Annotated in this window: 20 protein-coding genes; 6 read left to right on the top strand and 14 right to left on the bottom strand. The window is 41.0% G+C overall.

What is annotated here, in order from left to right:
- Window positions 1–151 precede the first annotated feature (151 nt).
- Together AC0L7T_RS14240 and AC0L7T_RS14235 are read left to right on the top strand one after the other, a co-directional pair.
- On the top strand, window positions 152–439 hold the full coding sequence (locus AC0L7T_RS14240; RefSeq protein ID WP_473343328.1) for a hypothetical protein: 288 nt from the start codon (window positions 152–154) through the stop codon (window positions 437–439).
- A gap of 97 nt (window positions 440–536) precedes the next feature.
- The gene (locus AC0L7T_RS14235; RefSeq protein WP_473343327.1) at window positions 537–1,532 is read left to right on the top strand and encodes a type II TA system antitoxin MqsA family protein; all 996 of its coding nucleotides are present in this window, start codon (window positions 537–539) and stop codon (window positions 1,530–1,532) included.
- Between the two features lie 291 nt (window positions 1,533–1,823).
- Here the strand turns inward: AC0L7T_RS14235 and AC0L7T_RS14230 are convergent, their stop codons facing one another.
- The 3 genes from AC0L7T_RS14230 to AC0L7T_RS14220 form a co-directional block, all read right to left on the bottom strand.
- The gene (locus tag AC0L7T_RS14230) at window positions 1,824–3,026 is read right to left on the bottom strand and encodes a putative porin (RefSeq protein ID WP_473343326.1); all 1,203 of its coding nucleotides are present in this window, start codon (window positions 3,024–3,026) and stop codon (window positions 1,824–1,826) included.
- A 167-nt stretch (window positions 3,027–3,193) separates the two neighbouring features.
- Entirely contained in the window at window positions 3,194–4,090 is an 897-nt protein-coding gene (locus tag AC0L7T_RS14225) for a 3'(2'),5'-bisphosphate nucleotidase CysQ family protein (protein WP_473343325.1), read from the bottom strand.
- Entirely contained in the window at window positions 4,091–5,062 is a 972-nt protein-coding gene (locus tag AC0L7T_RS14220; RefSeq protein WP_473343324.1) for a phosphotransferase, read from the bottom strand.
- Between the two features lie 1,020 nt (window positions 5,063–6,082).
- On the opposite strand from AC0L7T_RS14220, the gene AC0L7T_RS14215 reads away from it, so the two are divergent.
- The 4 genes from AC0L7T_RS14215 (at window position 6,083) to AC0L7T_RS14200 (ending at window position 12,027) form a co-directional block, all read left to right on the top strand.
- Window positions 6,083–7,960 carry a PQQ-dependent sugar dehydrogenase gene (locus AC0L7T_RS14215; RefSeq protein WP_473343323.1) on the top strand — a complete coding sequence of 626 codons (1,878 nt, stop codon included), beginning with the start codon at window positions 6,083–6,085 and terminating at the stop codon, window positions 7,958–7,960.
- Window positions 7,961–8,026: 66 nt separating this feature from the next.
- Window positions 8,027–10,246 carry an outer membrane protein assembly factor BamB family protein gene (locus AC0L7T_RS14210; RefSeq protein WP_473343322.1) on the top strand — a complete coding sequence of 740 codons (2,220 nt, stop codon included), beginning with the start codon at window positions 8,027–8,029 and terminating at the stop codon, window positions 10,244–10,246.
- A 95-nt stretch (window positions 10,247–10,341) separates the two neighbouring features.
- Window positions 10,342–10,893, top strand: a complete 552-nt coding sequence (locus AC0L7T_RS14205) for a DUF2911 domain-containing protein (RefSeq protein ID WP_473343321.1) — start codon at window positions 10,342–10,344, stop codon at window positions 10,891–10,893.
- Between the two features lie 3 nt (window positions 10,894–10,896).
- On the top strand, window positions 10,897–12,027 hold the full coding sequence (locus AC0L7T_RS14200; protein ID WP_473343320.1) for an amidohydrolase family protein: 1,131 nt from the start codon (window positions 10,897–10,899) through the stop codon (window positions 12,025–12,027).
- Between the two features lie 142 nt (window positions 12,028–12,169).
- Here AC0L7T_RS14200 and AC0L7T_RS14195 read toward each other — a convergent pair whose 3' ends face one another.
- The 11 genes from AC0L7T_RS14195 to AC0L7T_RS14145 form a co-directional block, all read right to left on the bottom strand.
- On the bottom strand, window positions 12,170–12,544 hold the full coding sequence (locus tag AC0L7T_RS14195; protein WP_048643626.1) for a GxxExxY protein: 375 nt from the start codon (window positions 12,542–12,544) through the stop codon (window positions 12,170–12,172).
- Window positions 12,545–12,654: 110 nt separating this feature from the next.
- Window positions 12,655–13,386 carry a LytR/AlgR family response regulator transcription factor gene (locus AC0L7T_RS14190; RefSeq protein WP_473343319.1) on the bottom strand — a complete coding sequence of 244 codons (732 nt, stop codon included), beginning with the start codon at window positions 13,384–13,386 and terminating at the stop codon, window positions 12,655–12,657.
- A 4-nt stretch (window positions 13,387–13,390) separates the two neighbouring features.
- Window positions 13,391–14,428, bottom strand: coding sequence for a sensor histidine kinase (locus AC0L7T_RS14185; protein ID WP_473343318.1), 1,038 nt, complete (start codon window positions 14,426–14,428; stop codon window positions 13,391–13,393).
- Between the two features lie 4 nt (window positions 14,429–14,432).
- Entirely contained in the window at window positions 14,433–15,653 is a 1,221-nt protein-coding gene (locus tag AC0L7T_RS14180; RefSeq protein ID WP_473343317.1) for an ABC transporter permease, read from the bottom strand.
- A 2-nt stretch (window positions 15,654–15,655) separates the two neighbouring features.
- On the bottom strand, window positions 15,656–16,399 hold the full coding sequence (locus AC0L7T_RS14175) for an ABC transporter ATP-binding protein (RefSeq protein ID WP_473343316.1): 744 nt from the start codon (window positions 16,397–16,399) through the stop codon (window positions 15,656–15,658).
- 9 nt (window positions 16,400–16,408) lie between these two features.
- A complete protein-coding gene (locus AC0L7T_RS14170) occupies window positions 16,409–17,611 on the bottom strand; it encodes an efflux RND transporter periplasmic adaptor subunit (RefSeq protein ID WP_473343315.1) in 1,203 nt (400 codons plus the stop codon).
- A gap of 11 nt (window positions 17,612–17,622) precedes the next feature.
- Window positions 17,623–18,954, bottom strand: coding sequence for a TolC family protein (locus tag AC0L7T_RS14165; RefSeq protein ID WP_473343314.1), 1,332 nt, complete (start codon window positions 18,952–18,954; stop codon window positions 17,623–17,625).
- A 152-nt stretch (window positions 18,955–19,106) separates the two neighbouring features.
- Window positions 19,107–20,210 (bottom strand): tryptophan 7-halogenase, encoded by a 1,104-nt coding sequence (locus AC0L7T_RS14160; protein WP_473343313.1) that lies wholly within the window; start codon window positions 20,208–20,210, stop codon window positions 19,107–19,109.
- A gap of 8 nt (window positions 20,211–20,218) precedes the next feature.
- The gene (locus tag AC0L7T_RS14155; protein ID WP_473343312.1) at window positions 20,219–21,790 is read right to left on the bottom strand and encodes a hypothetical protein; all 1,572 of its coding nucleotides are present in this window, start codon (window positions 21,788–21,790) and stop codon (window positions 20,219–20,221) included.
- 32 nt (window positions 21,791–21,822) lie between these two features.
- Entirely contained in the window at window positions 21,823–23,910 is a 2,088-nt protein-coding gene (locus AC0L7T_RS14150; protein WP_473343311.1) for a LodA/GoxA family CTQ-dependent oxidase, read from the bottom strand.
- Window positions 23,911–23,958: 48 nt separating this feature from the next.
- Window positions 23,959–26,109: a tyrosinase family protein gene (locus AC0L7T_RS14145; RefSeq protein WP_473343310.1), complete on the bottom strand. Its 2,151-nt coding sequence runs from the start codon at window positions 26,107–26,109 to the stop codon at window positions 23,959–23,961.
- Window positions 26,110–26,120 lie beyond the last annotated feature (11 nt).

The following is a 26,120-nucleotide window of genomic DNA, read 5'->3' as shown; positions in this document are numbered from 1 at the left end:
GGAAAGACCTTTGAAAAACTGAAAGAATAAATGATTTAGAAAATTTGTGGATTAGGAACCAACATTGAAATTCGATTTAAGTAACTTTTAAATATGTTATAAAAAAGATTTTTATTTATTTAAACTTTAAGGGTTAAAATTTTTCTATATTTTGTATTTTATAAACTTTAAGGTGTTAAATTTGCATGACCATAAATCCAAGATAAAAGAATTTCTCAATAGTTTTCAGGAGAAAAAAAGAACCTATGAAATTCTCTTTTTCGATAGGCCTAAAAACAAGCAAACCATGCTTGATCTTGAAATTAGACCTATTGACAGAGAAAAATTCATTGAACAATTAGGTATCCATGATTTTTCTGAAGGACCATTGCCGGAAGATTGGTATGGAAGTAAGGAAATGTGGGTAATTGGTAAGTCAATCAAAGGGAAAGAAGTGTAAATCAAAATTTGCCTTGGTGCACCAAACGCCAATGTCATTTGCATATCCTTTCATATTGCTGAGTACCCTATGAGTTACCCGTTTAGATCCAATAAAAATGAATAGTCCAATAACAGGAAAGCCTATGGCCATTCATACAAAAGTTCAAACACTGAACTTTCGTAAGGAAGAATTTACAGTCAAACAACGATTTTATCTCTGTGAAGATTCCGGTGAGCAATTTACAAGGACTCACCTTGATGAATTAAATCTTTCTTTGGTGTACAATGCTTACCGGGCAATACATCACATCCCTTCCCCTGATGAGATTAAGGAGATGCGTGGGAAATACGGTTTGTCTGCTGTGAAAATGAGTGAAATTCTTGGATTAGGGCCCAATAGCTATGGCCTATATGAAAGAGGAGAAATACCTAGCTTGGCTAATTCCAAATTGCTAAAGTTGGCTTCAGACCCCAAAAGTTTCTATAGACTTGTTGGGGATTGGGATATAGACAAGCCTAATATTAAAGAAAAGCTTTTAGATAGGGTTAAGGCAAAGATTGTTAAGGATTCAGCAATTGATTTTATCGAAAATTACCTTATAGGAGGTGCACAATTTAGTGAATTGACAGGATATCGAAAACCTAGCTTTGCAAGATTGAAAGAAATGATTGTATTCTTTGCTCATAAAGTGCCCTCGTATAAAACAAAGATGAATAAGCTCTTATTTTATGCTGATTTTCTGTGTTTTAGAGAGATTGGGGTAAGTATGAGTGGATTCCGATACAAAGCCATTCCCTATGGACCTGTACCCGATAAGTTTCAGACTTTATTTGAGAATTTATCAGAAACCAATACAATAGACATCTTTTACACCCCATTAGAAAATGGTAGCAGAAAAGAAGAATTAGTAGGAAGAGCCGACCGCCCATTTAACCCAATGGTTTTCAAGGAAGATGAAATTGGGTTTTTAGAAAAAGTTGCCAGCACCTTTAAGGATACATCTCCGAGTGAAATTGTAGCAATTAGCCATAATGAAGTCGGTTGGATAGATAATGAATCTGAAAAGAATTTTATTCCCTATGATTATGCAATGGATCTAAACGCTTTATGATTTCGTTTACCACTTCGATAGCATTAGGTATTAGACTTTTACAGGCCTTCCAAGGTTATGGTTTTAGTTGCAAGATGTAAGGCGTTAAAAAAATGTGTTAGCAACGATGAGGAGATCTACTCATTTTTAGCCTGGAATACTGCTACAAAAGTCAATCTCCTGGCTGCAAAATCCCAATTGCAGCCCTCTCCTTTTTCTTTCTCCTTTGATGTCGTCTACCACTCTTTATAAGAATGTAAATCTCTCATGTGGTAGCGATTTGAACTCAAATTTCCTGATTAGTAGATCATTTTAAATTTTCCGATTGAATTTAATATTCAAATCGATTCTAAATCTTTTTCCATTTTCGGTTGTGGTATGCGGCGTGACCAAGCCATTAACCAAATAGGTTCTGGCCATTAGGTTAAACGTTTCGGAAAAAGCGTAACCAAACCTTATTTCATGTCCTTGGTAGTTGGTGTTTCTATTTCTGTTGATGTTTCCAAGGCGGATCCAATCGTCTTCTGTATAATAGCTAACCACAGCGTATTCTTCTTTGTAGGCATAGTAATAGCCAATAAGCCAATCTCCTTTTGATTCCATTTGACCAATTGTCGCACTTAGGACAAGTCCCTGATTTTGATCTTGAAACACCGGATTGATTAGACTGTCTGGGTAATTAGAATAATCCTCGATATTCAGGAAGTGATCCAGGCCAATTGTAAGTGGCATCTTTGTCGGTATCTTAACCTGAATACTTGATACAATAATGGCGTAATCTAACTTAAAACGTGTACCCGAATAGTAGAAATCTGTTGTAGGGACATTGTTTATATTCTTCAAACTGAAAAAACCTGATGCCACCGTAATATTTGTTTTTTTCGCCTCAATCCCTAATTCTATCTGACCCGCAAGCATATGTCCATCAATGGATCCATTGGTTGGATCATTGGGGTCAAAATCACCATTGCCAGTATTTGTAATGAAATAACCCAACTTTGGTTTTATAGATAAACCGTTTTGTTTAAGTTTGGCCCCTGTTGCTAGCCCTTCAGGTGTTACATCTTCATCCCAGAAAAGCTCGTTTTGGGTCCAAAATGGTAACTTATCTTTTCCTATCAACCACCAAAACTTTTCGTAATCCCCTTTCAAATAAACCAAATCAAAGTTTATGGGAACGCCTGTAAACTCGCGGTGACCAAAATTATTGTGTGGTGATTGTAAACTTTCATTTACACCAGTTCTAATGCGGGCCCCAAAACTGATGTGCTCATTATAATCATATTTAAATCCGAATCTCAAACGGTAGCGCAATCTGAATCTATCTTCCCTGAACGAGCCATCAAAATTCCGGGAATCCCAATCCTGTTCTGGCCTGAATCTAAAGTCTCCAAACAAAGAAAGACTGCCCTTATTTTCGTCCTGAGCCAAGGTATCAACACTGTATATTAATAGGATTGGTAAGAGGATATAATACCGTAGTGCTCTAAGAATAACGCCTATATTTTTAAACATACCTGATACTCTTTCAATTCTTTATGCAGTAAGCTTCTGATATTTACCTTTCTTTGTAAGGTAAATTAATAATGTAAAAATTGCTAAAACAACTTCCTGATATTGGTGAATAATGGAATTAATTTATAAAATAATCCCAACAGTTTTTAGAGATGCATTTTTTATCTTCAGTGACCAAAATCAAGGTCCAACTCTCGGTTCCACTCCAAAACCATTTCCCTAATTCTTGCATCTGAGGCATAAACCACTCCTTGCTGATTCATAAAGGTGGTTTCTGGAAAATTTAAATGTAGATTTTCTCCTTTTATATTGGTTACAGGCAAAGCCAATTCTTCAAAAATCAACCGTGTGGCTGCAAAATCCCAAATGCTACCCCCCCCTTTTTCCTTTCTGGTGAATTTAAAATAGCAAGAATTACTATGGGACAATACCGACAATGCATTCCGAACTGCACCGAAACCAACATGGTAAAACACATTGGTAAGATTCTGACCTTCCGCCCATTGCTTTATCTTGTCTTTAAGGTCTTGAAAATAATTTGCTCCCTGCATGCTTCTGTCCATGTACACATGTAATGAATCATCATTGGCAGTATTGCCAAGACTAAAAGATTGGCCATTTAGGTCAATGCCTTGTCCTTTGATGGCACTGTAACACAAGTCCTCATCCGGAATATAGACTACGCCGATTACAGGGTCTCCTGATCTGGAGACAAGTGCAATGGAAACCGCATAACCCGGACGCTGCTCGGTAAAAGGCAAAGTGCCATCCAAGGGATCAATGCACCAGAAATAATCTTTAATTAAACGGGATTCATCATCTGCAGCTTCCTCTGTGAGTAAGCCCAGACCTTGTTGGGCTATACTGGTTGCCAAATGTTTTAAAATTATGGCCTGCGCCTTAAAATCAACTTCGGTCACTACCTGAGAAGCCTTGGAATACCCTCCCTGCTTTTTTTGTTGACTGTAAGCTTGATCCACTTGCGATTGAATCAATTTCCCGGCTTCTATGCTTGCGTTTATGGCGCTTTGGCAAAGTGTGGTTAGGCTGTTTTTGTTGAGCATTTATACGTAATTTAATTCTGTCAATACGGACTGAGTAAGTCTCTTGCTGTACCCATGCATCTTCCAGTGACCATCACTCCAGCCATCGAGGAAGCGGTAAAGGTCCGCCCATGCATATTTATAAAGTGCCGACCATTCTTGTTTAACCAATTGAAAATCAAATTGGTTAGCCATCGCTGATTCAAGTGAATTAAAATAATGGCTTAACAGTTCCTCCTCATAGTGTTCGCAGTCTTCTTCAGCAAAACAACTGCTAATAAAGTAAGCCACATCCTTTATTCCAGTCCCTCTGCCCACATATTGAAAATCCACAGCTGCCACCTGATTTTCGGGTCCGAAACAGAAATTCGCCACCTTGGCATCTCCATGTACCAGGGTCTGAAACCTGGCTTCATTAAGCCTTTTATCGATTGCTGGAGCCATCTTCTTTAGGGATTTATTTTTCATTTTCGCCAATTCATCTGGTCGTGTTTCCAGGTACCAATAGGTACCAATTTCCCAAAGTCCTTTGGGCTGAACATGCATGAATTTTCCATGGAAATGTGCCAGCCAGGTCAAGCAATTTTTGGCAGCCGAAAATGAAACGGTATCAGGCGTTAGTCGGATAGGAAAACCTGAAGCATTGAGGTCTTCCATAATAAGCAGCCGCATGCTTCCTTCGTCTTCCGCATGTAACAGTTGTGGTACTTGACAATTCGTATCGGTTAAAGGGGCATAATGTTGGTACCAGTAACTTTCCACGGCATAGGATTTGACTTTTCGCTGATGGGACAAATCCGTATTCCACCCTCTGGGATGTTTGCCGTACTCTGGAAGTAAAATATGCTTTACAATAACCGACTTGTGCTTCCCTCCTTCTAATGTATAGCGTTTAATAGTACCATAGCCACTCCATAAGGTTTGCACATGTGCAGTGTTAAGAATGGCAGTCGCCCCTGTACATTGGAGAATTTGGGATTCGATTGAGGGCATGGATTGTATAGGATTTTAAATTAATGGTGTTGTTGTATGCTTTGAAAAATAAGTTACCCGTTTTTTGTTTCCTAATCGACGCTAACTGAAACCAAAGTACCGAAATTTTCTTCTTATAGCCGAATTCTGCATGGAATTTGACAAATCTGGCAAATCACTCATCAAACGGACACAAATCCCCCTTTTAATGGGGACAAAGGGGGATTTTCGTAAATGGCTATCTTATGCTTATTTCCTATAATTCATCGGGCTGATAAAGTTAGCAGGTAGACCGCATCCGCTAAATATAACATGCACAAATCCCCCTTTTAAGGGGGAAAAAGGGGGATTTTTTTCGTATACCATAAACCTATACCAGTATATTAAACAATAATCTGTAAACTTTTTTTAGGACGAGTTACTTGGTATAATAGGATATTCCCAAAGTAATCCCCCTTGCCCCCTTGTCAAGGGGGATTAGCGAAAATTGGGATTTATGGCTGAATTGGTAATTATAAACGGGCTGATGACTCAATTTAAAGTTAGTAACGTACTTAGCAGTCCTGAAAAATCAAAATCCCCCTTTTAAGGGGGGAAAAGGGGGATTTTTTGGTATTAAATTGTAAATCTATACCAGTATTTAAAAAATAATCTGTAAACTTTTTAAGGAAGAATCACATTATTTCAATTGCATAAAACTTATGGTTCCCCCAGTAATCCCCCTTGCCCCCTTGTCAAGGGGGATTTTCGGAAATGGGTATTTATAGCTGACTTGTGTCATTGATAAGGTCTGACCAATTCTAAGGTTATTAACGTACTTAACAGTCCTGAAAAAACAAAATCTCCCTTAATGGGACAGAGGGGGATTTTTTCGTAAACGTCCCAAATATAAATTCCTAATAGCTTTGTTGAATATACAGCTGATTATCCATCAAATTCAAGTTGACAACCCGTTTTAACCATGTAAAATCAACTGCAGGAACGACTATAATCCCCATATATCAAAAAGATCGTATCATCCAGTATAAAATATTAAGCCGGATGCCGATAAATAGATCCAGGAAGCTTAAATTACCGGTTCAAAATGCTGACACCCCATTAAATTCACCACAGATCATGCCTCACTATCGTAGATTAACCAAATTAGTTTATTCGACTTTTGGCACTTGCCATAGTTATTGGAATTACAGCCTTCTCATTGTTCTGCTTTTAAGCTTTTCTTGCGAAAATAAACAAGAGCAATTGCCTCATGGCGACATAGACAATGGTGGATTAATCATCCCCGGGGGATTTGAGGCCCTGGTGGTCATTGACAGCGCCGGCCCAACCCGCCATATCACAGTCAATGACAATGGGGACATTTATGCCAAACTCCGCTTTTCAAGGGACAAGCAGGGAGGCACCATTGGTATGCGAGATCTCAATGGAGATGGAAAAGCAGACTCCGTCGTCCGCTTTGGAGACTATGAAAGTGTAGGTGGTTCTGCTGTGGGCGTAACCATCCACAATGGTTACCTTTATACCAGTACGGTAACGCAGGTATTGAGAAATAAACTAAGCCCTGGGGAATTAGTGCCAAGCAGCAGAACAGAAGTTATTCTCACCGATACGCATCCCAATGTAGCCAGAAACTGGCACACCACTAAGCCCGCTGCTTTTGATGGGAAGGGAAATATGTATATCCCATTCGGATCCCCTTCTGATGCAGGTCAGGATATCGAAATCTATGGTCCAACGGGTACCCCAGAAGGAAAGGGCTTGGATCCCAGTCCGGAACGCGAGATGAATGCAGGCGTCTGGAAGTTTGACGCCAACAAGGAGGGGCAATTCCAAACAGACGGTGTTAAATATGCCACCGGACTTCGTAGCATTGTCGGCATGACTTGGAGTCCACTGGATGACGAGCTCTATGCGGTGGTTAACGGAATAGATAATTTTCACACGCTTTATCCAAAGCTATATTCATCCTGGCAGGCAGCTGTTCTACCCTCTGAAAAATTGGTGAAAATAACAGAAGAAGCTGATTTTGGCTGGCCGTACGCCTATTATGATCAGTTACAGGGAAAAAATATTTTGTCACCCGGATATGGAGGTGATGGCAAGATCATTGGCAGAGCAGCAGATTTTGATAATCCTGTAGTTGGGTTTCCGGGTCATTGGGCCCCTATGGATTTGCATTTTTACCAAGGAAACCAATTTCCAGAAAGGTACAAACAAGGTGTGTTTGTTGCTTTTCACGGTTCCACAGATCGATCTCCCTATCCGCAAGCTGGATTCATCGTCTGCTTTGTTCCTTTAGACAATGGGATAGCTGGTGATTGGGAAGTCTTTGCAGATGGGTTTGCGGGAGTAGATACAGTAGAAAACACTGGAGATGCCAAGTACAGGCCTATGGGATTGGCTGAAGGCCCAGATGGGTCCCTTTATATATCCGATTCCAACAAAGGAAAAATTTGGCGGGTCATGTACAAGGGGAACAAAAAGGAATTTGGGGAAAAGCAATTGGATGAAATAAACCAATTGACTGCGAACAAAACCTATATCAAAACTCCGGTAGAGGGAGTTGACAATTTGGATAAAGGCTCATTGCTTGAAGGTGGAATTCTTTACAACACTTACTGTGCTACCTGTCATCAACGCAACGGACAAGGGGACAATAACCGTTTCCCACCTCTAGCCAAATCTGAACGGGTGCAAGGGGATGTTGAAACCCTAGTCGAGTCTATCTTAAATGGCATACAGGGAGAGATTACTGTTCGGGGAAAAACATTCAACGGGTATATGCCACCTCATGCCAATATCCTGGATGATCTTGCGGTAGCTTCTATAACCACTTATATTCGAAGCAGGTGGGGAAACAAAGCCAGTGCCATCACGCCAAGTGAAGTCACCAAAATCAGGGCAAAAGTGGTAAAGTAAACCGGTACCTAATTATTAGCCAAACCTTTAATAATTTACAGGCTGTTAATGCTATATAACTGTAAAATGAAAGCTATCATCTCAAGAAAAGCCAAAAAATCAAGATACCCGATATGCTATGGCTTGATGCTCTTTATTCCCCTTCTATTAGGGAGTGGAAGCTGTACACAAAAACAGGATATCTATTCCAATTGGGGCATTTATAAAGGCGATGGGGAAAGTACCAGTTACTCCAACCTTGATCAGATCAACAAGGATAACATCTCCAAGCTTGCCCTGGCATGGGTTTTTGAACCCAATGACAGCATTGCTGATGCCAGGCCACAAAATAGTGAAAGCAATCCTATCATCATTGATAAAGTCCTATACACCACCTCTGCCCGCGGACGGTTATTCGCAGTAGATGCAGTCACCGGTGGATTAAAGTGGAGTTTTGACCCTTTTAACGGGGAACGAGGAGGTGGAATCAAACGGGGCGTAACGTACTGGGAGGACGGTCCGGACAAACGCATTCTGTTTACCGGGGGCGATAAACTTTTTGCCATTGATGCATCCACCGGAATGCCAATATCTTCATTTGGTAAGGCAGGTAAGGTGGACTTAAACGAAGGCATGCGTGGGGATCCGGATAAAATCTCTGTGATACCCACTTCACCAGGAATTATTTTCGAAGATTTGTTGATTTTGGGCACAGAGGTTTCTGAACTTTATGGTGCAGAACCTGGTCATGTAAGGGCGTACAATGTGCGTTCCGGGGAATTGACCTGGACTTTCCATACCATTCCATTACCGGGAGAAGTGGGCTATGAATCATGGCCAAAAGATGCATGGAAATATGCCGGAGGTGCCAACAGCTGGGGAGGATTTAGTCTAGATGACTCTCGAGAAGTGGTCTATTTTTCTACGGGGTCCCCTGCCTACGATTATTATGGTGCAGACCGCAAAGGAATGAACCTGTTTGGCAACTCCGTAGTAGCGGTAAATGCCCGAACTGGCGCTTACATCTGGCACTTTCAAACTGTACATCACGACCTGTGGGATTATGATTTGCCTGCACCACCTAACCTGGTTGCTGTAGAACACGAAGGCCGAAAAATTGATGCTGTAGCCCAAACTTCCAAAGTTGGGTTTATCTATTTATTGGACAGAGAAACGGGGGAACCATTGTTTCCCATAGAAGAAAGACCCGTTCCCTCCTCGGATATTCCTGGCGAAGAGGCTTGGCCGACCCAGCCTTTTCCACTAAAACCCGCTCCCTATGCCAGACAATATTTAGACGAAACAGACCTTGCCAATTACTCCCCTTCCTCACGAGATTCGCTGGTACAGTTATTTCGCTCTCTTCGCTATGAAGGGATTTTTACTCCCCCGTCCGTGAAGGGAACCTTGCAGTTTCCCGGTTCACGCGGAGGATCAAGTTGGGGTGGTGCCGCCTTTGATGCCTCTACTGGCCTCCTTTATGTCAGGTCAAATGATTCACCGGAAATCATGCGCATGAAAAAGGTGGAGCCTGAAAATGCCATCACCAACCTATCCGTTTTCAAACAAGGAGAATCGATCTATTCCACTTATTGTGTTAGCTGTCATGGCCGGGACAAAAATGGAGACGAACAGGGTAACCCTTCCCTGGTTGGATTAAAAGGCAGAATTAGTGAAGGAGATGTGCTAACCAAAATAAAACAAGGAGGAGGTAAAATGCCAAGCTTTTCCAGTGTCATTACTGACAAAGCAAGGGAAGAAGCTATCCTGGCCTACCTCTTCGAGAACGAAAGTAAAGGAAGCCCACAGCAGGAAAAATCTTTGTTGGATGAAATCAACAACAATCAAAGTGCCTCTATAGCATCCCAATCCGTAGGTGGCCTAAATCGATACCTGAACCTTACAGCTTATGGATATTTCAGGGATTCGAAAGGAAGACCAGGAATTAAACCTCCCTGGAGTTTGCTTCATGCTATCAATTTAAATACAGGGGAATATGCCTGGAGCGTGCCATTAGGGAATAAGCCCGAGTTGCAGGAAGGGATTCAGGAGACTGGCGATACGGGTTCCGCCGGACCCACGGTTACCGCAGGCGGACTGGTTTTTATAGCAGGGACCCGAGACAATAAATTTAGGGCCTTTGACAAGGATACGGGTGAAAAGCGCTGGGAAATTGATTTACCGGGCTTTGCCAATGCCAACCCAAGTAGCTATATGGTGGATGGCAAGCAATACATAGTACTTTCTGTCGGAGGTAATTCGAAAAATACGGCCGGATCCGTAATGGCGTTTTCATTGCCGGATTGATAAATTTCAAAAAACCTTTGCAAGCCTATCCGTTTAATTTGATTCAAGCTTTTGCAATATTTATTTCGTAAATTCAAATTCTAAAAACCGCAATTATGAAAAAGAATATTTTAATTGGAGTCGGAGTTATATTTATACTCTTTGTTGTCTGGGTTGTTTATGGCTTATTTATTGCAACTCCTGTTAGTCCACCAAGCACTACGGCATACAGCGAAGGTGGTTTGGAAATCACCATTGATTATAGTCAACCTTCAAAAAAAGGCAGACTTATATTTGGTGAAGAAGCGGATGATGCCCTTCAACCTTATGGTGAATATTGGAGATTGGGTGCCAATGCTGCTACTGAAATCACTTTTAACAAGGACGTTACCTTTGGAGGTAAGCCTGTAAAAGCAGGGACATACAGCATGTATGCCGTTCCCGGAGCAAATGCTTTCAAGGTTACTTTAAACAGCGAAACAAATATTTTCTTTGGTGTGGCAGAGCCTGATCATGAATTGGATGTGGTGACGGTCGATGCACCAGTGCAAAAAACTCCTTCAGTAGTGGAGACATTTACCATAGACGTTGTTACCACTGAAAGCGGTGCTACCATTAATTATAGCTGGGATCAAACGCTATTTACCGTACCTGTAGCGCTACAATAACCAATGGCATTCTCCAAAAAGAAATGGGTGTTGTTACCCCTATCCATTTTGCTATTCTTGGGTATTGCCTATTGGTTGATAGGTAAAATCCAATACCGGAATAACGTAATGGATGTGGAAGAATATGCACCCATTTCTACGCTTAAAGTCCAGGAACATCTGTTAACCAAGGCCAAATTCCCTTTTATTGATGTTCACAATCATCAAATTACCATGCCCATTCAAAACCTGGACGATTTGGTAGAGGAAATGGATGAACTGAATATGGCAGTAATGGTCAATTTGAGTGGATTTAGGGGGAAATACCTGGAATGGTCGCTGGACAATGTCAATGAAAAGTACAGCGATCGATTCACTCTTTTTATGAACATCGATTTTGAAAAGGTGGATGATGAAGCATGGCCCAATGAAACCCTAGAGATGATGGAAAAGTCTGTGGAGTTGGGTGTAAAAGGCTTGAAGGTATATAAAAGTTTAGGCCTCACCGATAAGGACAAGGCAGGGAATAGAATTAAAGTTGACGATCCACGCTTGGACCCTATCTGGGCCAAATGTGGGGAGTTGGGCATCCCCGTTTTAATACATACCGGTGAGCCTGCAGCTTTTTGGTTGCCCAAAGACAAAAACAATGAACGCTGGCTGGAACTCAAACAATATCCCAGTAGGTACAAAGACCCGGAAAAGAACCCTTCTTTTGAAGAAGTCATGGCCGAGCAACACAATGTCTTTAAGAAGCACCCTAATACCAAGTTTATTTCTGCCCATCTGGGTTGGTTTGGCAATGACCTTGAGCGATTGGGGAATTTGCTTGATGAAATGCCAAATATGTACACGGAATTAGGAGCTGTTTTAGCCGAATTGGGCAGGCAGCCCGTTACCGCAAGAGCCTGGTTGATTGATTACCAAGACAGGGTGTTAATGGGAAAAGACAGTTACAAAAAAGAAGAGTACTACACGTATTTCAGGGTGTTGGAGACAAGCGATGAGTATTTCGATTATTACAGAAAACGACATGCCCATTGGAAGATGTACGGCCTGGCCCTCCCCGATTCCGTCCTGCAGAAAATCTACTATAAAAACGCCTTACAATTGATACCGGGAATTGACGAATCTTTGTTTGGGGTTGTCGATTAATATACCGTCGGAATCACGGATTTAATTTGATTACACAGATTTCACGGATTAAAAAAATCCGTGAAATCCTTTAATCCGTTTAATCCGTGATTCATCCGTTTATTCCGTGATTCATCCGTTTATTCCGTGATTCAACGATCAATTACAACACCAGGCGTTTAAATGTGAGGCTTTTACTGCCGAAGTTAATAAGTAGCCCAACTTTCAATTTGTAGGCTTTTAAATAGTTCAGCACTTGAGCTAAATGAACGTCTTCTAGTACTATTTTGGCTTTGAGCTCAACCAATACTTTTCCTTCCACTACAAAGTCGGCTCTTCGAGTACCAATTGGCCTTGGTAGGTCTTTGTAAAAGATGTCCTGCTCTATTTCCCGGGCAAATTCAAGATTCAGCTGTCTCATCTCCCATGCCAATGCCCGCTGATAAATAACTTCCTGGAAGCCATTTCCCAAAAACTTATGCACTTCAAATGAAGCGCCAATAATCTTTTCTGTGATGTCTTTATGTTTTAACTCCATATAAAAATCGGGAAATCTTTAAATCATCAAATATTAATATAATAAAAAAATAGAAATACCTGAAAATAAATCCCTCTCAATCAAGAGCTATAATGTTTACTAAACCAATCTCAATGAAATGAATTCCCATTTACAAATTCCAGGAATTTTGGTTTGTATTGGTCGGAAACGGTGATGCGTTGGTCGTTGATTAGGATTTGACTGCGTTCTATGACGTCGATGTTTTTTAAAGAGACAATGAAGGAACGGTGTACCCGCATAAATTGGGTTTCTGACAATTCTTCCTCAAGGGATTTTAAACTCATCAGGGTTAAAATGGGTCTGGGATTGTCTTTTAGCCATATTTTGATATAATCCTTCAGCCCTTCAAAATACAGTACATCGGCCAATTTTATGCGAACTTGTTTGTATTCTGATTTTACAAAGAGGAACTCTTTTTCGGCTGTTAGCGGTGCAGCTTGTTTTCCTTTGACCAGATTAAACCAGGTGCTGGCTTTGTTGGCTGCCGCTAAAAATTCAGCATAATCAAAGGGTTTCAACAAGTAATCCAGGGCTTCTACTTTAAAACCTTCCAAGGCATATTGGTCAAAAGCGGTAGTGAAAATCACCCGTGTATCTTTAGGTAGCATTTTAGAAAATTCAATCCCTGTCAGGTCGGGCATTTGTATGTCCAAAAACAACAAATCGACAGGCCAGGATTTTATAAATTCCATGGCTTCAATGGCACTGCTGCATTTCTTTTTCAATTCCAAAAATGGTGTTTTTACCACATAGCTTTCTACCAAGTTCAGCGCCATGGGCTCATCATCTACTATCACACAGGAAATTTTCAAGTTGTTCATGGGCTTAGGCTGTTTCTATAGCTAAAGTTACTAAAAACCTGTTGTCTTCCACCTTACTTGTGAACGAGTATTTATTTGGATAAAGTAATTGAAGCTGCTTTTCAAGGTTTTTAAGGCCTATTCCCGAACCACTTTTATCTTCGGTTTTTTTAGGGAAATTATCATTTTCTATATTGAATGTTACGGTTTTCCCTTCACTGCTCATTTTAATATTGATTTGGCTTTCCTTACTGGCAGAAACCCCATGTTTAAACGCGTTTTCTATCAGGGAAATAAACAGTAAAGGAGCAATCTGGATGCCTGTATTTTCTGATGGGAAATTATAATTCACCTTTGTTTTATCGGATACCCTTAACTTCATTAAATCGATGTATTTCTTCATAAAATCGATTTCTTTGGCCAAAGTAACCTTTTCCATATTGGTCTCATAAAGCATATAGCGCATAAGCTTGCTTAGGCTATGAATAGAGGTTTTGGCTTGCTCTGGAGAAATATCCACTAAGGAATAAATATTGTTTAGCGAGTTAAAGAAGAAATGTGGCTGCAATTGATAATGTAAATGCTGAAGTTCAGATTTCAACTTATAGTTATCAGCCTCTTTGTGTTCAGCTTCTGTTTGTGCCCATCGCTGAGTAGTTTTTATGGCAATGGCGAAAAGCAAAGGGGCCATATAAGACAGCATTTGAACATAGAGAAGCATTTTAAACGGAGGACCACTTCCTTCGCTATCTTTTGGGATTTTTCTTAATAACTCTTGGAAGAAAGTACTTTCCAACTCCTCTCTTAGCAATAAAAAGAAGGAAACGAGAAGAACATTAATACCAATAAATACAAGTGTTTTATTTCTGAACAAAAAACGATCTATCAGAATTGTATAATTTAGATAAAATACAATGGCATAAAAAAACAATGGAATCCAAAAATGGGCAAACACCCTCATTATCTCCTGGTCCTGCCCATAGGACAAAACATAGGGCATACTGAATAATACGAACCAGACGAGTAAGTGTGAAAAGACCGTTATTTTTTTATTGTGGTACATACTATTATTCGTAACGTAAAGCTGTTATTGGATCCAATGATGATGCTTTTCTAGCAGGATACCATCCGAAAAAGATACCTGTTACCGCACAAACTGCAAAAGAGATTACAATTGAATAAAGCGCCACACTCGTTGGCCAATTTAAGAACTTTTCGATGAAAACAGTAGCTCCCAGACCTAAGGTTACGCCTAAAAGTCCACCAGTAATGCTAATTAATATGGCCTCTATTAGAAATTGCATCAATATATCGGAGCCTTTCCCTCCCACTGCCATACGCAACCCTATTTCTCGAGTACGTTCTTTTACAGAAACATACATAATGTTCATAATCCCAATACCACCAATTAGTAAGGAAATACTTGCTACAGCTACCAATAATATGGTTAACATTTCAGTGGTAGAACTAAAGGTAGAAATAAGTTCTTCCATAGAGCGAACACTAAAATTGTCCTCAGCACTGTCACTAAGTTTGTGTTGGCTGCGTAAAATTTCTGTCACCTGGGTAACTGCCTCTGGCGCATCTTCTTCACTTACAGCAGATGCCATTACCTGATTTAAATAGTCTATGGCAAGGATCCTTTTTTGTACCGTCGTATAAGGCGCAATGACCACATCATCCTGGTCTTGTCCAAAGGTGTTTTCACCTTTCTCTTCCAAAACACCAATAACTTTAAACGGAATGTTATTGAAGCGAATCATTTGACCCACTGGATCTTTACCATCTGGAAATACATTGTCCACAACTGTTTGACCAATTAAAGCTACTTTTGCAGCCGATTGAACTTCAGCATCTGTAAACATGCTTCCACTTTGTAAATCCACCACTTTTATTTTCAAGTAATCTGGATTAACCCCGTAAATAGTAGATGGCCAGTTACTAGAACCATTGATCACCTGCCCGCCACCATTGACCATAGGCGATATATAGCTCAATAAGGTGGATTGTTCTTTTATGGCCTCGTAATCTTTAAATGTTAGGGTTTGCATCTCGCTAGCACTGCCCCTTACACCACCCCGCACATCTGCTCCAGGTCGGATGGTGATGATATTCGATCCCATGCTGGAGATACTACTACGAATACTCTCTTTGGAACCTTCCCCAATAGCGAGCATGGTAATAACGGATGCCACACCAATTATAATACCTAACATGGTCAGCAAGGTTCTCATTTTGTTAAGAACAATGGCTTTAAAAGCTATTTTCAATAGATTTAATAGTCTCATGATTAGTCCTCTTCTATAGGTAATTTCGCCAATTCTCTATCAGCGGATAAAATATTCTCATTCATATAATCCTTGATAATATTGCCATCCTTCAATACGATCGTTCTATTGCTGAATGCTGCTATATCAGGTTCATGGGTTACAAAGGTTATCGTGATACCCTTTGTATTTAATTCTTGAAAGAGAGACATGATTTCATAGGAGGTACGGGTATCCAGGTTCCCAGTGGCTTCATCAGCCAAAATCATTACAGGATTATTTACCAATGACCTGGCAATAGCCACGCGTTGTTGTTGCCCCCCTGAAAGCTGCGAAGGCGTATGGTGAAACCTGTCACCCAAACCAACCATTTCCAAGGCTTTAATGGCACGTGCCTTACGTTCTTCGGTAGAAACCTTACTGTTGTATAATAGTGGTAACTCCACATTTTCGATTGCAGTTGTCCTTGGCAACAAATTGTAGGATTGAAATATAAATCCAATCTTTTCATTTCTAATGGTGGCCAATTGATTTTTGCTAAGATCCTTCACCCGTAACCCATCAATCTCATACGTTCCAGCCGTAGGTTGATCCAAACAACCCAAAATATTCAATAAGGTACTCTTTCCAGACCCACTTGAACCCATGATTGTGACAAATTCACCTTTCTTTATAGAAAAGGTAATGCCTTTTAAAGCATGAACCGTTTCGGTTCCCATGGTAAACGAACGCTTTAAGTCCTCAATTTTTATAATTTCCTTGCTCATAACTGTTTACTATTTTCTGTCGCCTCCAGGACGTTGAGGCATAAATGGGCTTTCGTTGCTTGCTCCTTTAGGGAGTTCAGATTTGCTTACACCCTTTAAGCTGTACACCAAATTCTCTCCTTCATTGACACCACTCAATAGTTGCACATTGACGCCATCACTCGCTCCCATGGTTATGGACTTAGGCACAAGGGCACCTTGACTATTTAAGATCCAAATAGTGGTAGCGGAATTGCTGGATGGATTGTCCTGCTTTGGGAAATTTTGCTGTAAATTATAGCTTGAAAGTGTTTCGGGATCTGGCTTGAAGTTTATGGCTTTGGCCTCTGCTGTCAGTACATTCTTCAGTTCCAAGGTGAAAATTGAAATGGTAGCAGTTAAACCTGGCTTCAGTTTTAAATCTGGATTGTCTGCTCGGATGACCACAGTATAGGTCACTACATTGGAGGTAACTGTGGGGTCTAACCTTACCTGAGTTACAATCCCTTCAAAGGTCTCTCCGATATAGGCATCCACCGTAAATTCTACCCTTTGCCCCTCTTTTACATGCCCAATATCCGCTTCATCAACATCCGCTTCCACCTGCATTTCTTTTAAATCCTGTGCAATCGTAAATAAGGTAGGTGTGCTGTAACTTGCCGCAACGGTTTGCCCTTCATCGATGTCTCGGGACAATACCACACCATCAATAGGTGAATAAATATTGGCATAACCCAAATTGGTTCTGGCCGATTGAAGATCAGATAATCGCTGCGTTACCGTTCCTTTGGCCGTTTGGTAATTGTAATTCGCTTCATCATAATCTGACTTACTGATGACCTGATTGTCGTACAAGGTTTTTTGTCTGTCGTAAATGGTTTTCAGATAATCCCTTTGACTTACGGCATTGTCATAAGCCGCCTGGGTTTGTGTAAGTGATGCTTTTAGGTTGGTTTTGTCCAACTCTGCAATGAGCTGCCCTTCCTTAACCTCGCTGTTATAATCCACATATATTTTTTCGACCACACCTGACACCTGGGTACCGACTTCAACCTGAGTTATGGGTTCTATGGTACCCGTTGCCGTAACCATGGTGGTAACATCTGCTTTTTTGGCAGGCACCGTTTTAACTTCTATTACCACGGCATCATCACCTTTTATATATTTGTAAGCAGCAAAGGCTAGAATTACCAATAGGATGCTGCCTATGATGACATTCTTTTTAGTTTTCATGTTAAAATTAATTATAGTTTGATGTCGTTTCCTTGATAAAATTGTAACAATTGATGGTATAAAATATTTAAATACTTGGCCTGCAAATAGTTTTGTTGGGCATTGGTATAAGTGTTTTGGCTAATCACCAGGTCTGTGGTACTTAAGTCTTCCAGCTCGTATTTCTTTTGGGCAAGTCTATACGATTGTTCGGCAGCTTCCTGAGAGGCTTTTGCAGCAAACAATTGTTCCTGAGCCGATACCGCATTTTGGTAGGCTGTTTCTACCTTTTTATACACTACTTTCTCTGTTCCTTGTTTCTGTATTTGGGCTTTTTCAATATTTATTGAAGCCGTTTTTACCGCTGATTTGGTTTGGTTTCTATTGAAAATGGGAATGGATAAGGTAAGGCCAAGCCTTTGGTTAAAATTGTTATTGTACTGTTCAGAAAATGAATTGTAATTGATACTTGTATACCCTGAACCAAGGCTTCCAGTCAAGGCCAATGTTGGCAAATAAGCGCCTTTGGCTATTTCCAGTTCTTTCTCGTTCACCGCTATATTTAAGTTGCTGACTTCAATCTCTGGCATAAACTGTAGCGCCTTATAATAAATGGCTGTCTTGTTGATTTCAAGGTTAATTAAATCCATGTTTTCATCAATGGTTTCAATGTCCATGTCCTCTATTGGAGACAGCTCCAACAATTGCTTAAGGTCAATAATGTATTGTTCGTAGGTATTCTTAGCGGAAATCAAATTGTACTTGTTGGTAGCCGCTTGGCTTTGAGCTTCTGTGTAGTCGCTTAAAGCTATGGTTCCTGCATCCAAGCGGGCCTTTGCGCGCAAAACTTCCTTCTCTGAAGCATCCAAATTATTTTCAGCTATTGTGATGCTCTCCTTGCTGTATAATGCCTGTAGATAGGTTTCTAAAATGCTTAAAGCAATGTTGTTCTTTTCTATTTCACCCTGAAAGAAACTTTGTTCCATTAACAACTTATTTTGGGCAATCTGATTGTTAAGTTGATTGCCTTGAAACAAGGTGATGGAGCTATTTATCCCCACATTATTACTATTGATTTGTTCAGTAACAAAATCACTAGTAATAGGGTCAATGGTATTTCCGCTAGTAAAGCTTTGAGAAACATTGCCAAATAAATTGGGCAATTTGGATGATTTGGCCCTGTCATAAACTACTGCTGCGATGTCCAAATTAAGGATGGCCTCTTTAACGGTAATGTTATTTTCAAGGGCGTAGTTAATACAATCTTCTAAGGACCATACTTCCGGTGTTGGGGTTTTGGCGACTTCCTGTGCAAAAGAGAATTGCACTAAAAATAAGCTTGCTAGGATGAGATACAGTTTCATTTTATAAAGTGTTTTAGATTAACACTTCAAATGTGAGACTATAGGATATTTTATGAAAGAGCAATAGACGTTTGGCCGGATTGCCTATACAAAAGCCCTTATTTTACCGATGGTGAAATTTTGTAAAATGCACTAGCGTACATCCTGATTCATTAGACCGCTTGTCTTCTTTGCCAAAAGAGCTCCTCCGGCCAACGTTTTACCTTGGCGTAAAATTGATTTCGAACCAGTAGGTATTCTGTATATTCTTCCTGGACAAATCGCTGGTACTTTTCAAAAGACCTAGAATCTCCGTTTAAAAAATCCGAAATGGCATAGCCGCCAAACATTCCGGATCGAATGGACTTGTAGATGCCTTGGGAGGACAGCGGATCAAAAGTGGAGCAGGAATCACCAACCGCCAGCCAATGCGGTCCGCAAATGGTTTCATGCTGCAATGAAGCAGCACTTAGTACATGCATTTGTGTTGGACTGAAGGTCTCAGGCAGGTTTTCTTTGATGTACTTGGTATTTTTTATTCTTTGACAGAAGTTTGATGAATCCTTCCATTTTTCCTTTTTTAAAATGTCAGCATCTGTCATATAGGCTAGCACTAGCTGCTGATCGGGGAGAACACAAGAATACCACCAGCCTGAGTTGGAAGCTTCTACCAAAGTATATTTGTCAGTCTGGGTTTGCTTTTTATCTGTATTAAAAAGACCAATACAGGCCGAAAGCCGATCAAATCTCCGGATTTTGTCGTTTTTTTCTTTTGTAAATACAGCTGATCTTCCAGAGGCATCAACTACAAATCCAGCTTTTAACTTAAGTTCTCCATCCTTGGTCTTAAAATTGAGCAGATGGTAGGATTCATGTGTTTTCTCGGAACGAACATACCTTGTTTGGGTTAGCCATTTGACTCCCTTATTGGCGGCTTCCTGCGCCAGCCATCGGTCAAATTCCACCCGATTGATGTGCCAACCTATTCCTTCCGGATGAAAGGAATAGTTATTTTCATGAAGCCTTTCATTCTCCCATGCGGCATGCGTGCCATGGGCCTTATCCGCATTTAAATGTTGAAAAGCGTCCCATATCCCTAATTCCCTAAAGGCTTTGCCAGCATCAGGAGAGAGGGACTCTCCCACTCTCCATTGCTCGTAATTACTGGCCTCAATCAATGCAATGCTTAAATTTGGATGTCGCTTTTTCAAGGTGAGTGCTACCGCAGCTCCTGCAGGTCCTCCTCCGATAATCACAACATCCAAATATTCAATCATACTGAACCTTATTTAGCTATGGCGAATAAGTATTTCTTGATGTTTGTTTTTTCACTTGGAAGGATGGAATTAATAGTAGCCGGATTCGCTACAGGTTTACCCGCTCCATGATCCAATAAGAAACTGAAATCTGTACCTTCTGTAGTTTGTGCCACTCCATGGCAACCCATACATCCACCTGCATCCAGAAACTTATTCTCTTTAACAACTAAAATATTGTAACTATTATTAACATAAAATGGTATAGCAGAAAATCCGGAGCCATGAAAATTGGCCAATCCTGGATTGGTAGTACCAGCAGTCACTGTATCTGATTCTATCACATAATTGGCCATAAAATAATTGGGATCACTTGCCCTATTGGCGTAATCTACTGGTTTTCCCTGAACACCTATCAAGCGATAGTTCTGCCATATACCTAATCCATTACTGTATGTTGCAGCAATTTGTTGATGTACCATTTTATTGACAGAATCTAAATAGGCCGGAACCGGGCTATACCTGGTATATGGGCTGGGTTGGCCAACCACATCTCCATTTCCATTCAGCAGTTGTAATTCGTAGTCCTGGTCTTCCACACCCTTATGCTCCCATGAGGCAAAAATAAACTCAGGGTTATCTTTGGTCTTATGGATAACATGCATGCCTATCAGCTTAAAAAGTGCGTTGTCATAAACAATATTCTTTGCACTATCTTTAAAGTAATAAATATTGTTTCGGGTAAAAAAGCTATCGGTATTTTCTCCTGATTTCACCTTTTGCCAGGCCAATTTTACTTCCAGCGCCCCTACGTATACCTCACCGGTAGCAGGATTGGTATCTCCCCCACAGGGTAAACAGATCACCCCTTCCTCCTCAGGGCAATTGCAATTTGAAGTAGCTCCAGCATAATAGGCACTGTCACTCAAAATATTGGCTTGGTTTTTGTCTGCTGCGACTTGCAATTTTGTAGAGTCTGGATAGTAATTTAATACATAATCGTATTCGTCACGATTTGCTTTTGCCTCATACAATACCAATTCGGATGGGTTTCCATTAACCACAGTACCTGGAGGATAAATATTACATGAACCTATCTCACTGTCCTCATCCAGGTTATTGAACAAAAGGGAATCCAAGCCATCTCTTGCGGCAGCATCTTTAAATTTAAAATCAATATAAGAATAATGAGGTGGCTCATCAAAGGGCAGCATATTGTCATCACCAGGACGCAATTCAGTAACATGTGCATAGGTTTCCCATACCACCTGGAATTGATTACCATAACTATCCGTACTGGGATCCCAGGCGCTGTTGGCTATACCGCGTTTGTTGGCATCAGCTCCGGCATTCGATTGCTGCCATGAGGATTGCCAGTTTAGGGCTAAAAATTCTTCCCAGGCAAACTTGGCCAGGCCTTCGGGGCTTTGGTCCTGGGGATTATTGGGTATTGTGGCACTGATAGTAATATAATTAGTGTCAACCTCGATTAATTCATCGTTTTCAGGGCTCTGTCTGCTACATGAGGCAATGAAAAATGCCATGGTAAACACCATGATCATTTTCAATTTACCATCTGATTTTAAAATTGAAAATTTCATATTTATTGTGGTTAAGGGTTAATTATTAAAGTTTATTTCTTCTTCGGGGTTTTCACTTTGGGAGGTAAAGGAGATCCTAAGGCATCATCATTGCGTTCCTGTTGAAAATAACCAATCTCCCCATTTACAATCGCTGATTTGATAAAGCCCAGGTCGTTCCAGTTTTGAACCATCTTGAAGTCTCCATCATAATACGTATTATTGGACTGAGGAATGCCGGAGGCCCAATTGACCAGTTCCCCTGTTTTGAGACTCACTTCCATGGGTCTGTGTGAGGGCCACCACAAACCCAAATAGGTTTTTTGATTTGAATGGGGAGAGACCTTATCTGGCTCATCATACAATTTGTTCCATTCTTCGTAGGTGATGTCTACCCTTTGATTGCTGCATTCATTAAAATCAGCCTGCCATGGTACTGCTGAATATTTGGTTAAATCTCCGGGTTCTAAACCTTCACTTATTGGACTATTTAGAGTCAATCCAGGCCTTTCGTATACAGTAATTCCTGGAGTGGTGCTTACAGCACTGGTTTCCATACTTGGTAAAAGTGAAGATTTCGCATTAATTCTATAGGCCTTTTTGTAGATGTTAGGATTCCGGATAATCCAGGCAACTTCCGCACCAGGGTTAAATGCTCCACCAAGGCCATTGCTCAATACTCCTTGAGTCATTTGCAGTCCTGAATCTGCGTTCTCTTCCAGGTGGCTGGTATCTATGCCAGACAATTTTTCATTGATGAATTTTCCTTCCATCCATTGCTTTACCATAAATAACATGGTATCTGTCAATCGCAGAAACTTGGAGGGAATGGTATTGGTCAAAGGATTGTCCCCCATCAACAAGGGCATTAGTGGTTTGAATTGTTGAAATGCATCAGGTTCCTGCTTTGGCGCAAAAACATTCTCTTGTCCTGCCTTTCTCAAGGTGAGATAAATTTTTTGACGCATAGAAGCATAAGGATCCTCACCCCCTTGAGGGGGTAAAGCCAATAGGTCTTCCTGAAAATTACCTTGAAAGCCTGTATTATGAGGCATATTGGATTGGGCGAGTACAGTGGTCACCCAACGCATTTTAAACGGCCGCGATAATATGGGCCAGATATCTCGGTAGAAATAAGGATAATAATCCGGATTGTATCGTTTCGCAGCATTTTGCCATTCTGGCAATTCGTCTGCTGATACAGGCTTGGCTTTGTCAAAATCTCCTGTCCCGTATAAATAGGTATCCAAAGCAAAATCTTTTATCCCCACATTGTAAATGACCTCATCCATGGAAACCATGTCTTCGATTTCTGGGGCGTAAGCCGGATAACCAACCACCACCCAGGAAGGATCCTCTACAGGAAGGTACCTGACCTGATCATCTAATGCATCCCAATAAACCAAATGTGCAGTTACAGGGCCATCCGAAATGTCATCAAACCAACCTGGGCTATTGGAATAGGAAGAGATTCTGGGCTCGCCAAAGGTGGTTTTGTATGTGCCAGATCTCCCTAAACCTCCCAAAACGATTAGTTCGTGTTGGTCATTTGTTCTGATTTCACCCAAAGTATCGATGCTGAAGGGTTGTAAAGGAGGAGGGAAAATTTGTGCGTAGGAAGGATTTTTTCCTCTGGAAAATGCTGCTTTGCCTCTTTTACCAACAATCGTTTGAGGTCCCGGATCGATAATCAATTTTTGGCGTTCTTCTGGATCAGTAATGTCAGCATTCCTCAAAGGATGGTCTTTGCTGTATCCATGTTCTCCCTCCAATTGCTTGAATTGATACCAGCAAGCTTTCTTGTTGGCCAAATATGCTGTCCATTGAATGTCTATCAGTTTTCCCTGACTTCCGATTCCCTGAATTTGGTCGCCAATTTTTAATAGCCTGCCATTCGGATGCTCCTCGTCATAAACAAACAATTTGAAGCGGGCTGCTTGCTTCTTTACTTCGCTATTGTCATTTTTAAAATTTTCTACTTTCAGTGGGTCTTTGCCCCCTTTATCGAGCCGCTCATTTCCCCATTCGTCACATTGTGTGGGTAGCTGGCCGGGTTTTTCCGGAGCCAGATAAAAGTCATTTTCGCTATTTCCAAGCCTGGCGATTCCAATGGCTGGATGTATTTTATATGTAGCACTCATTTTTATGATGTCGATTTGGTGAGTTGATTGTCATTAACCGGTTTTGAATTAATCCATAAAATTGATGGAAACGCCATCCATTAATATCCGACTGGCACCTGTTGCCAATTGTCCATCAGCAGCCAAAGCCACTAAGTTGATGTGAATGTCTTTGGCCCCTTTGCTCAGTAATTTTTTGACGTTTTCGGTAGCATCCAGCTGATGGTAGGTCGGCGTATTGTGATGTCTGGGTCTAAGGTCAAATTTCCGTTTGTTGTCCAAAGGAATATCACAATGACCAGGTCCCCCCACACAATCACCATGACCAAACCGTGAAATGTAGCCTACAAAGTGATCATTTTCTCTCGTAGGTGTAGATGCATCTGCATCCGGACTGTTGAGAAATACCCTTATGTGGTTGGACTCCACAGAACGCTGTACCTTATGCAATCTGATCTCAGCTTTGCTGTGTGCATTTAATACATCAGGATGCAAACCAGTTTCCTGTGATCTAAACTTTGTAATTGGCATGCCATTGTTTGTTGGAAATAGGATTGATCCTTTGACATATTCATAGCCAAGTTTGGTAATGTTGAGCAATTGCTGGATGGAATATTGCCAGGGTATCATTATATCCGTAAGGTCATCAGGATTGATGCCAGGGTGATTTTGTTGCCATTTCGCCCAAAGTCTGTCAATATTGGAGTGATGACCATACCCAATAGGGTCATAGAAAGCCACCAAATCATTGTACATGTCGCCATATCGAATGTTGTTGGGACCATTGGGCTGGGTTGGGTCAGCTACTGGATTTTCCCCTCCAGACCAAATGTGGATGGTATTGTGAGGGTTTTGACTGAGCATACCAAACGACTGGTTGGCAAAGTGCCCTCCTCCAAATTGCGTCCAATTGTTAATTTCTATTATAGCGGACACTTCATCCTGTGTTGGATAATGGTGGTGGTAAGGGTTTTGTAGTGGATTGTCTCCTGCAATTTCGATAGGTCTACCTTTCCTGTCTTTTTTATAACTACCATCCGAATTTTTTTGGTAATACATGCCCGGAAACCTGTAGCGGTGAAACAAGGGGTTGGTAAGCTTAAGTTGTGCATAGAGGGCTTCATTAAGTGGCGTACTCCAGTTTTTAAGCCCCACAGCATCTTGTGCCAACCAAATAAGTTCGGCGCCACTATTGAACTTTTTATTGAGGAGCTTTTTTAAACTTTGAATGGTTTTGGCTTCAATGCCCTGAGCTTTTAAGTTCTCCAAAGCCTGTTCGCTGATCCAACAGCGATAAATTTCAGGAATAATACCACTTTTACCTCCTGTGGGAAACAAACCATTGTTATAGGCTGGCATTGTCCAATCCCAATAAGGCAATGAAACTCCCGGTATATAATCCTGTAGCAAGGATTCATATTCGTACAAATAAGCCCTATGCCAGGGAAGAAATTGTTCCCAGCCATGCTGACAGGAATCTCCATGGATTTTTGCATAGGCATTAAAACTCCTTTTATCGAGGGGGAATTTATTCAGGTCAATGGTTTCTTGTAAGGCGGCTCTTAATTTACTTAGCTCCTCCTCTGGGAGATAAGCTGCATTCTTACGTTGAATCAGTTCCCCAGCTTCATATTTAAATGTATTGGCGTTGTTGACAGGCGGATGAGGAATTTTCCCAATGGACAATGCCTCTAATTCCGGATCAGTTGGGGTACCCAATGGTAGTTCCTCTTCCGGACAACCATAATCAATCCATTTTTGGATAAAAGAGATGTCGGATGGACTTACGGGCTCTCCACCTATTGGAAACCGGGGCAAGTGTGAATCAAATGGAGATTCACCTTTTAAGGCGCTGATCAAACCTGATGCTGCTCCTCTTCCCGAAGTGAAACCGAGATTTTCTGTGCTGCTTGATTCTGAATGATCAGAAGTAGAAGGGTCATGACAGCAAGATGCTTCTTTTGGTTTTTGAGGCTGCTCTCTTGGATGGCAACAATCGGAGATTGGAGTGCCTATAGGGGGCATGGAAGCGCTAGTTTCTTCAGGTGCAATCATTCGGACGCCGAATATCACAACTTCCTTTAGCTGTTCCAGAGACAAGGTGTTCCAAAACCTTCCATATCCCTGGTAATCTGCATTGGAATTCCCTGCCGCCTTGTCCATGATGACCTTGAAGGCATCATAGGGGGATTGCTTTTTATTGCGTGGTTGCTTACCCATGTGCATTGGTG

This window comes from Cyclobacterium sp. 10D3-21 (assembly GCF_055809755.1).
Note: the sequence above shows the minus strand (reverse complement) of the source record. Positions and strands in the feature narration are given on the sequence as shown.

Coding starts and splice junctions, on each gene's coding strand:
- AC0L7T_RS14235 (WP_473343327.1), top strand. CDS start 537: ATGAATAGTCCAATAACAGGAAAGCCTATGGCCATTCATACAAAAGTT.
- AC0L7T_RS14230 (WP_473343326.1), bottom strand. CDS start 3,026: ATGTTTAAAAATATAGGCGTTATTCTTAGAGCACTACGGTATTATATC.
- AC0L7T_RS14225 (WP_473343325.1), bottom strand. CDS start 4,090: ATGCTCAACAAAAACAGCCTAACCACACTTTGCCAAAGCGCCATAAAC.
- AC0L7T_RS14220 (WP_473343324.1), bottom strand. CDS start 5,062: ATGCCCTCAATCGAATCCCAAATTCTCCAATGTACAGGGGCGACTGCC.
- AC0L7T_RS14215 (WP_473343323.1), top strand. CDS start 6,083: ATGCCGATAAATAGATCCAGGAAGCTTAAATTACCGGTTCAAAATGCT.
- AC0L7T_RS14210 (WP_473343322.1), top strand. CDS start 8,027: ATGAAAGCTATCATCTCAAGAAAAGCCAAAAAATCAAGATACCCGATA.
- AC0L7T_RS14205 (WP_473343321.1), top strand. CDS start 10,342: ATGAAAAAGAATATTTTAATTGGAGTCGGAGTTATATTTATACTCTTT.
- AC0L7T_RS14200 (WP_473343320.1), top strand. CDS start 10,897: ATGGCATTCTCCAAAAAGAAATGGGTGTTGTTACCCCTATCCATTTTG.
- AC0L7T_RS14195 (WP_048643626.1), bottom strand. CDS start 12,544: ATGGAGTTAAAACATAAAGACATCACAGAAAAGATTATTGGCGCTTCA.
- AC0L7T_RS14190 (WP_473343319.1), bottom strand. CDS start 13,386: ATGAACAACTTGAAAATTTCCTGTGTGATAGTAGATGATGAGCCCATG.
- AC0L7T_RS14185 (WP_473343318.1), bottom strand. CDS start 14,428: ATGTACCACAATAAAAAAATAACGGTCTTTTCACACTTACTCGTCTGG.
- AC0L7T_RS14180 (WP_473343317.1), bottom strand. CDS start 15,653: ATGAGACTATTAAATCTATTGAAAATAGCTTTTAAAGCCATTGTTCTT.
- AC0L7T_RS14175 (WP_473343316.1), bottom strand. CDS start 16,399: ATGAGCAAGGAAATTATAAAAATTGAGGACTTAAAGCGTTCGTTTACC.
- AC0L7T_RS14170 (WP_473343315.1), bottom strand. CDS start 17,611: ATGAAAACTAAAAAGAATGTCATCATAGGCAGCATCCTATTGGTAATT.
- AC0L7T_RS14165 (WP_473343314.1), bottom strand. CDS start 18,954: ATGAAACTGTATCTCATCCTAGCAAGCTTATTTTTAGTGCAATTCTCT.
- AC0L7T_RS14160 (WP_473343313.1), bottom strand. CDS start 20,210: ATGATTGAATATTTGGATGTTGTGATTATCGGAGGAGGACCTGCAGGA.
- AC0L7T_RS14155 (WP_473343312.1), bottom strand. CDS start 21,790: ATGAAATTTTCAATTTTAAAATCAGATGGTAAATTGAAAATGATCATG.
- AC0L7T_RS14150 (WP_473343311.1), bottom strand. CDS start 23,910: ATGAGTGCTACATATAAAATACATCCAGCCATTGGAATCGCCAGGCTT.
- AC0L7T_RS14145 (WP_473343310.1), bottom strand. CDS start 26,109: ATGGGTAAGCAACCACGCAATAAAAAGCAATCCCCCTATGATGCCTTC.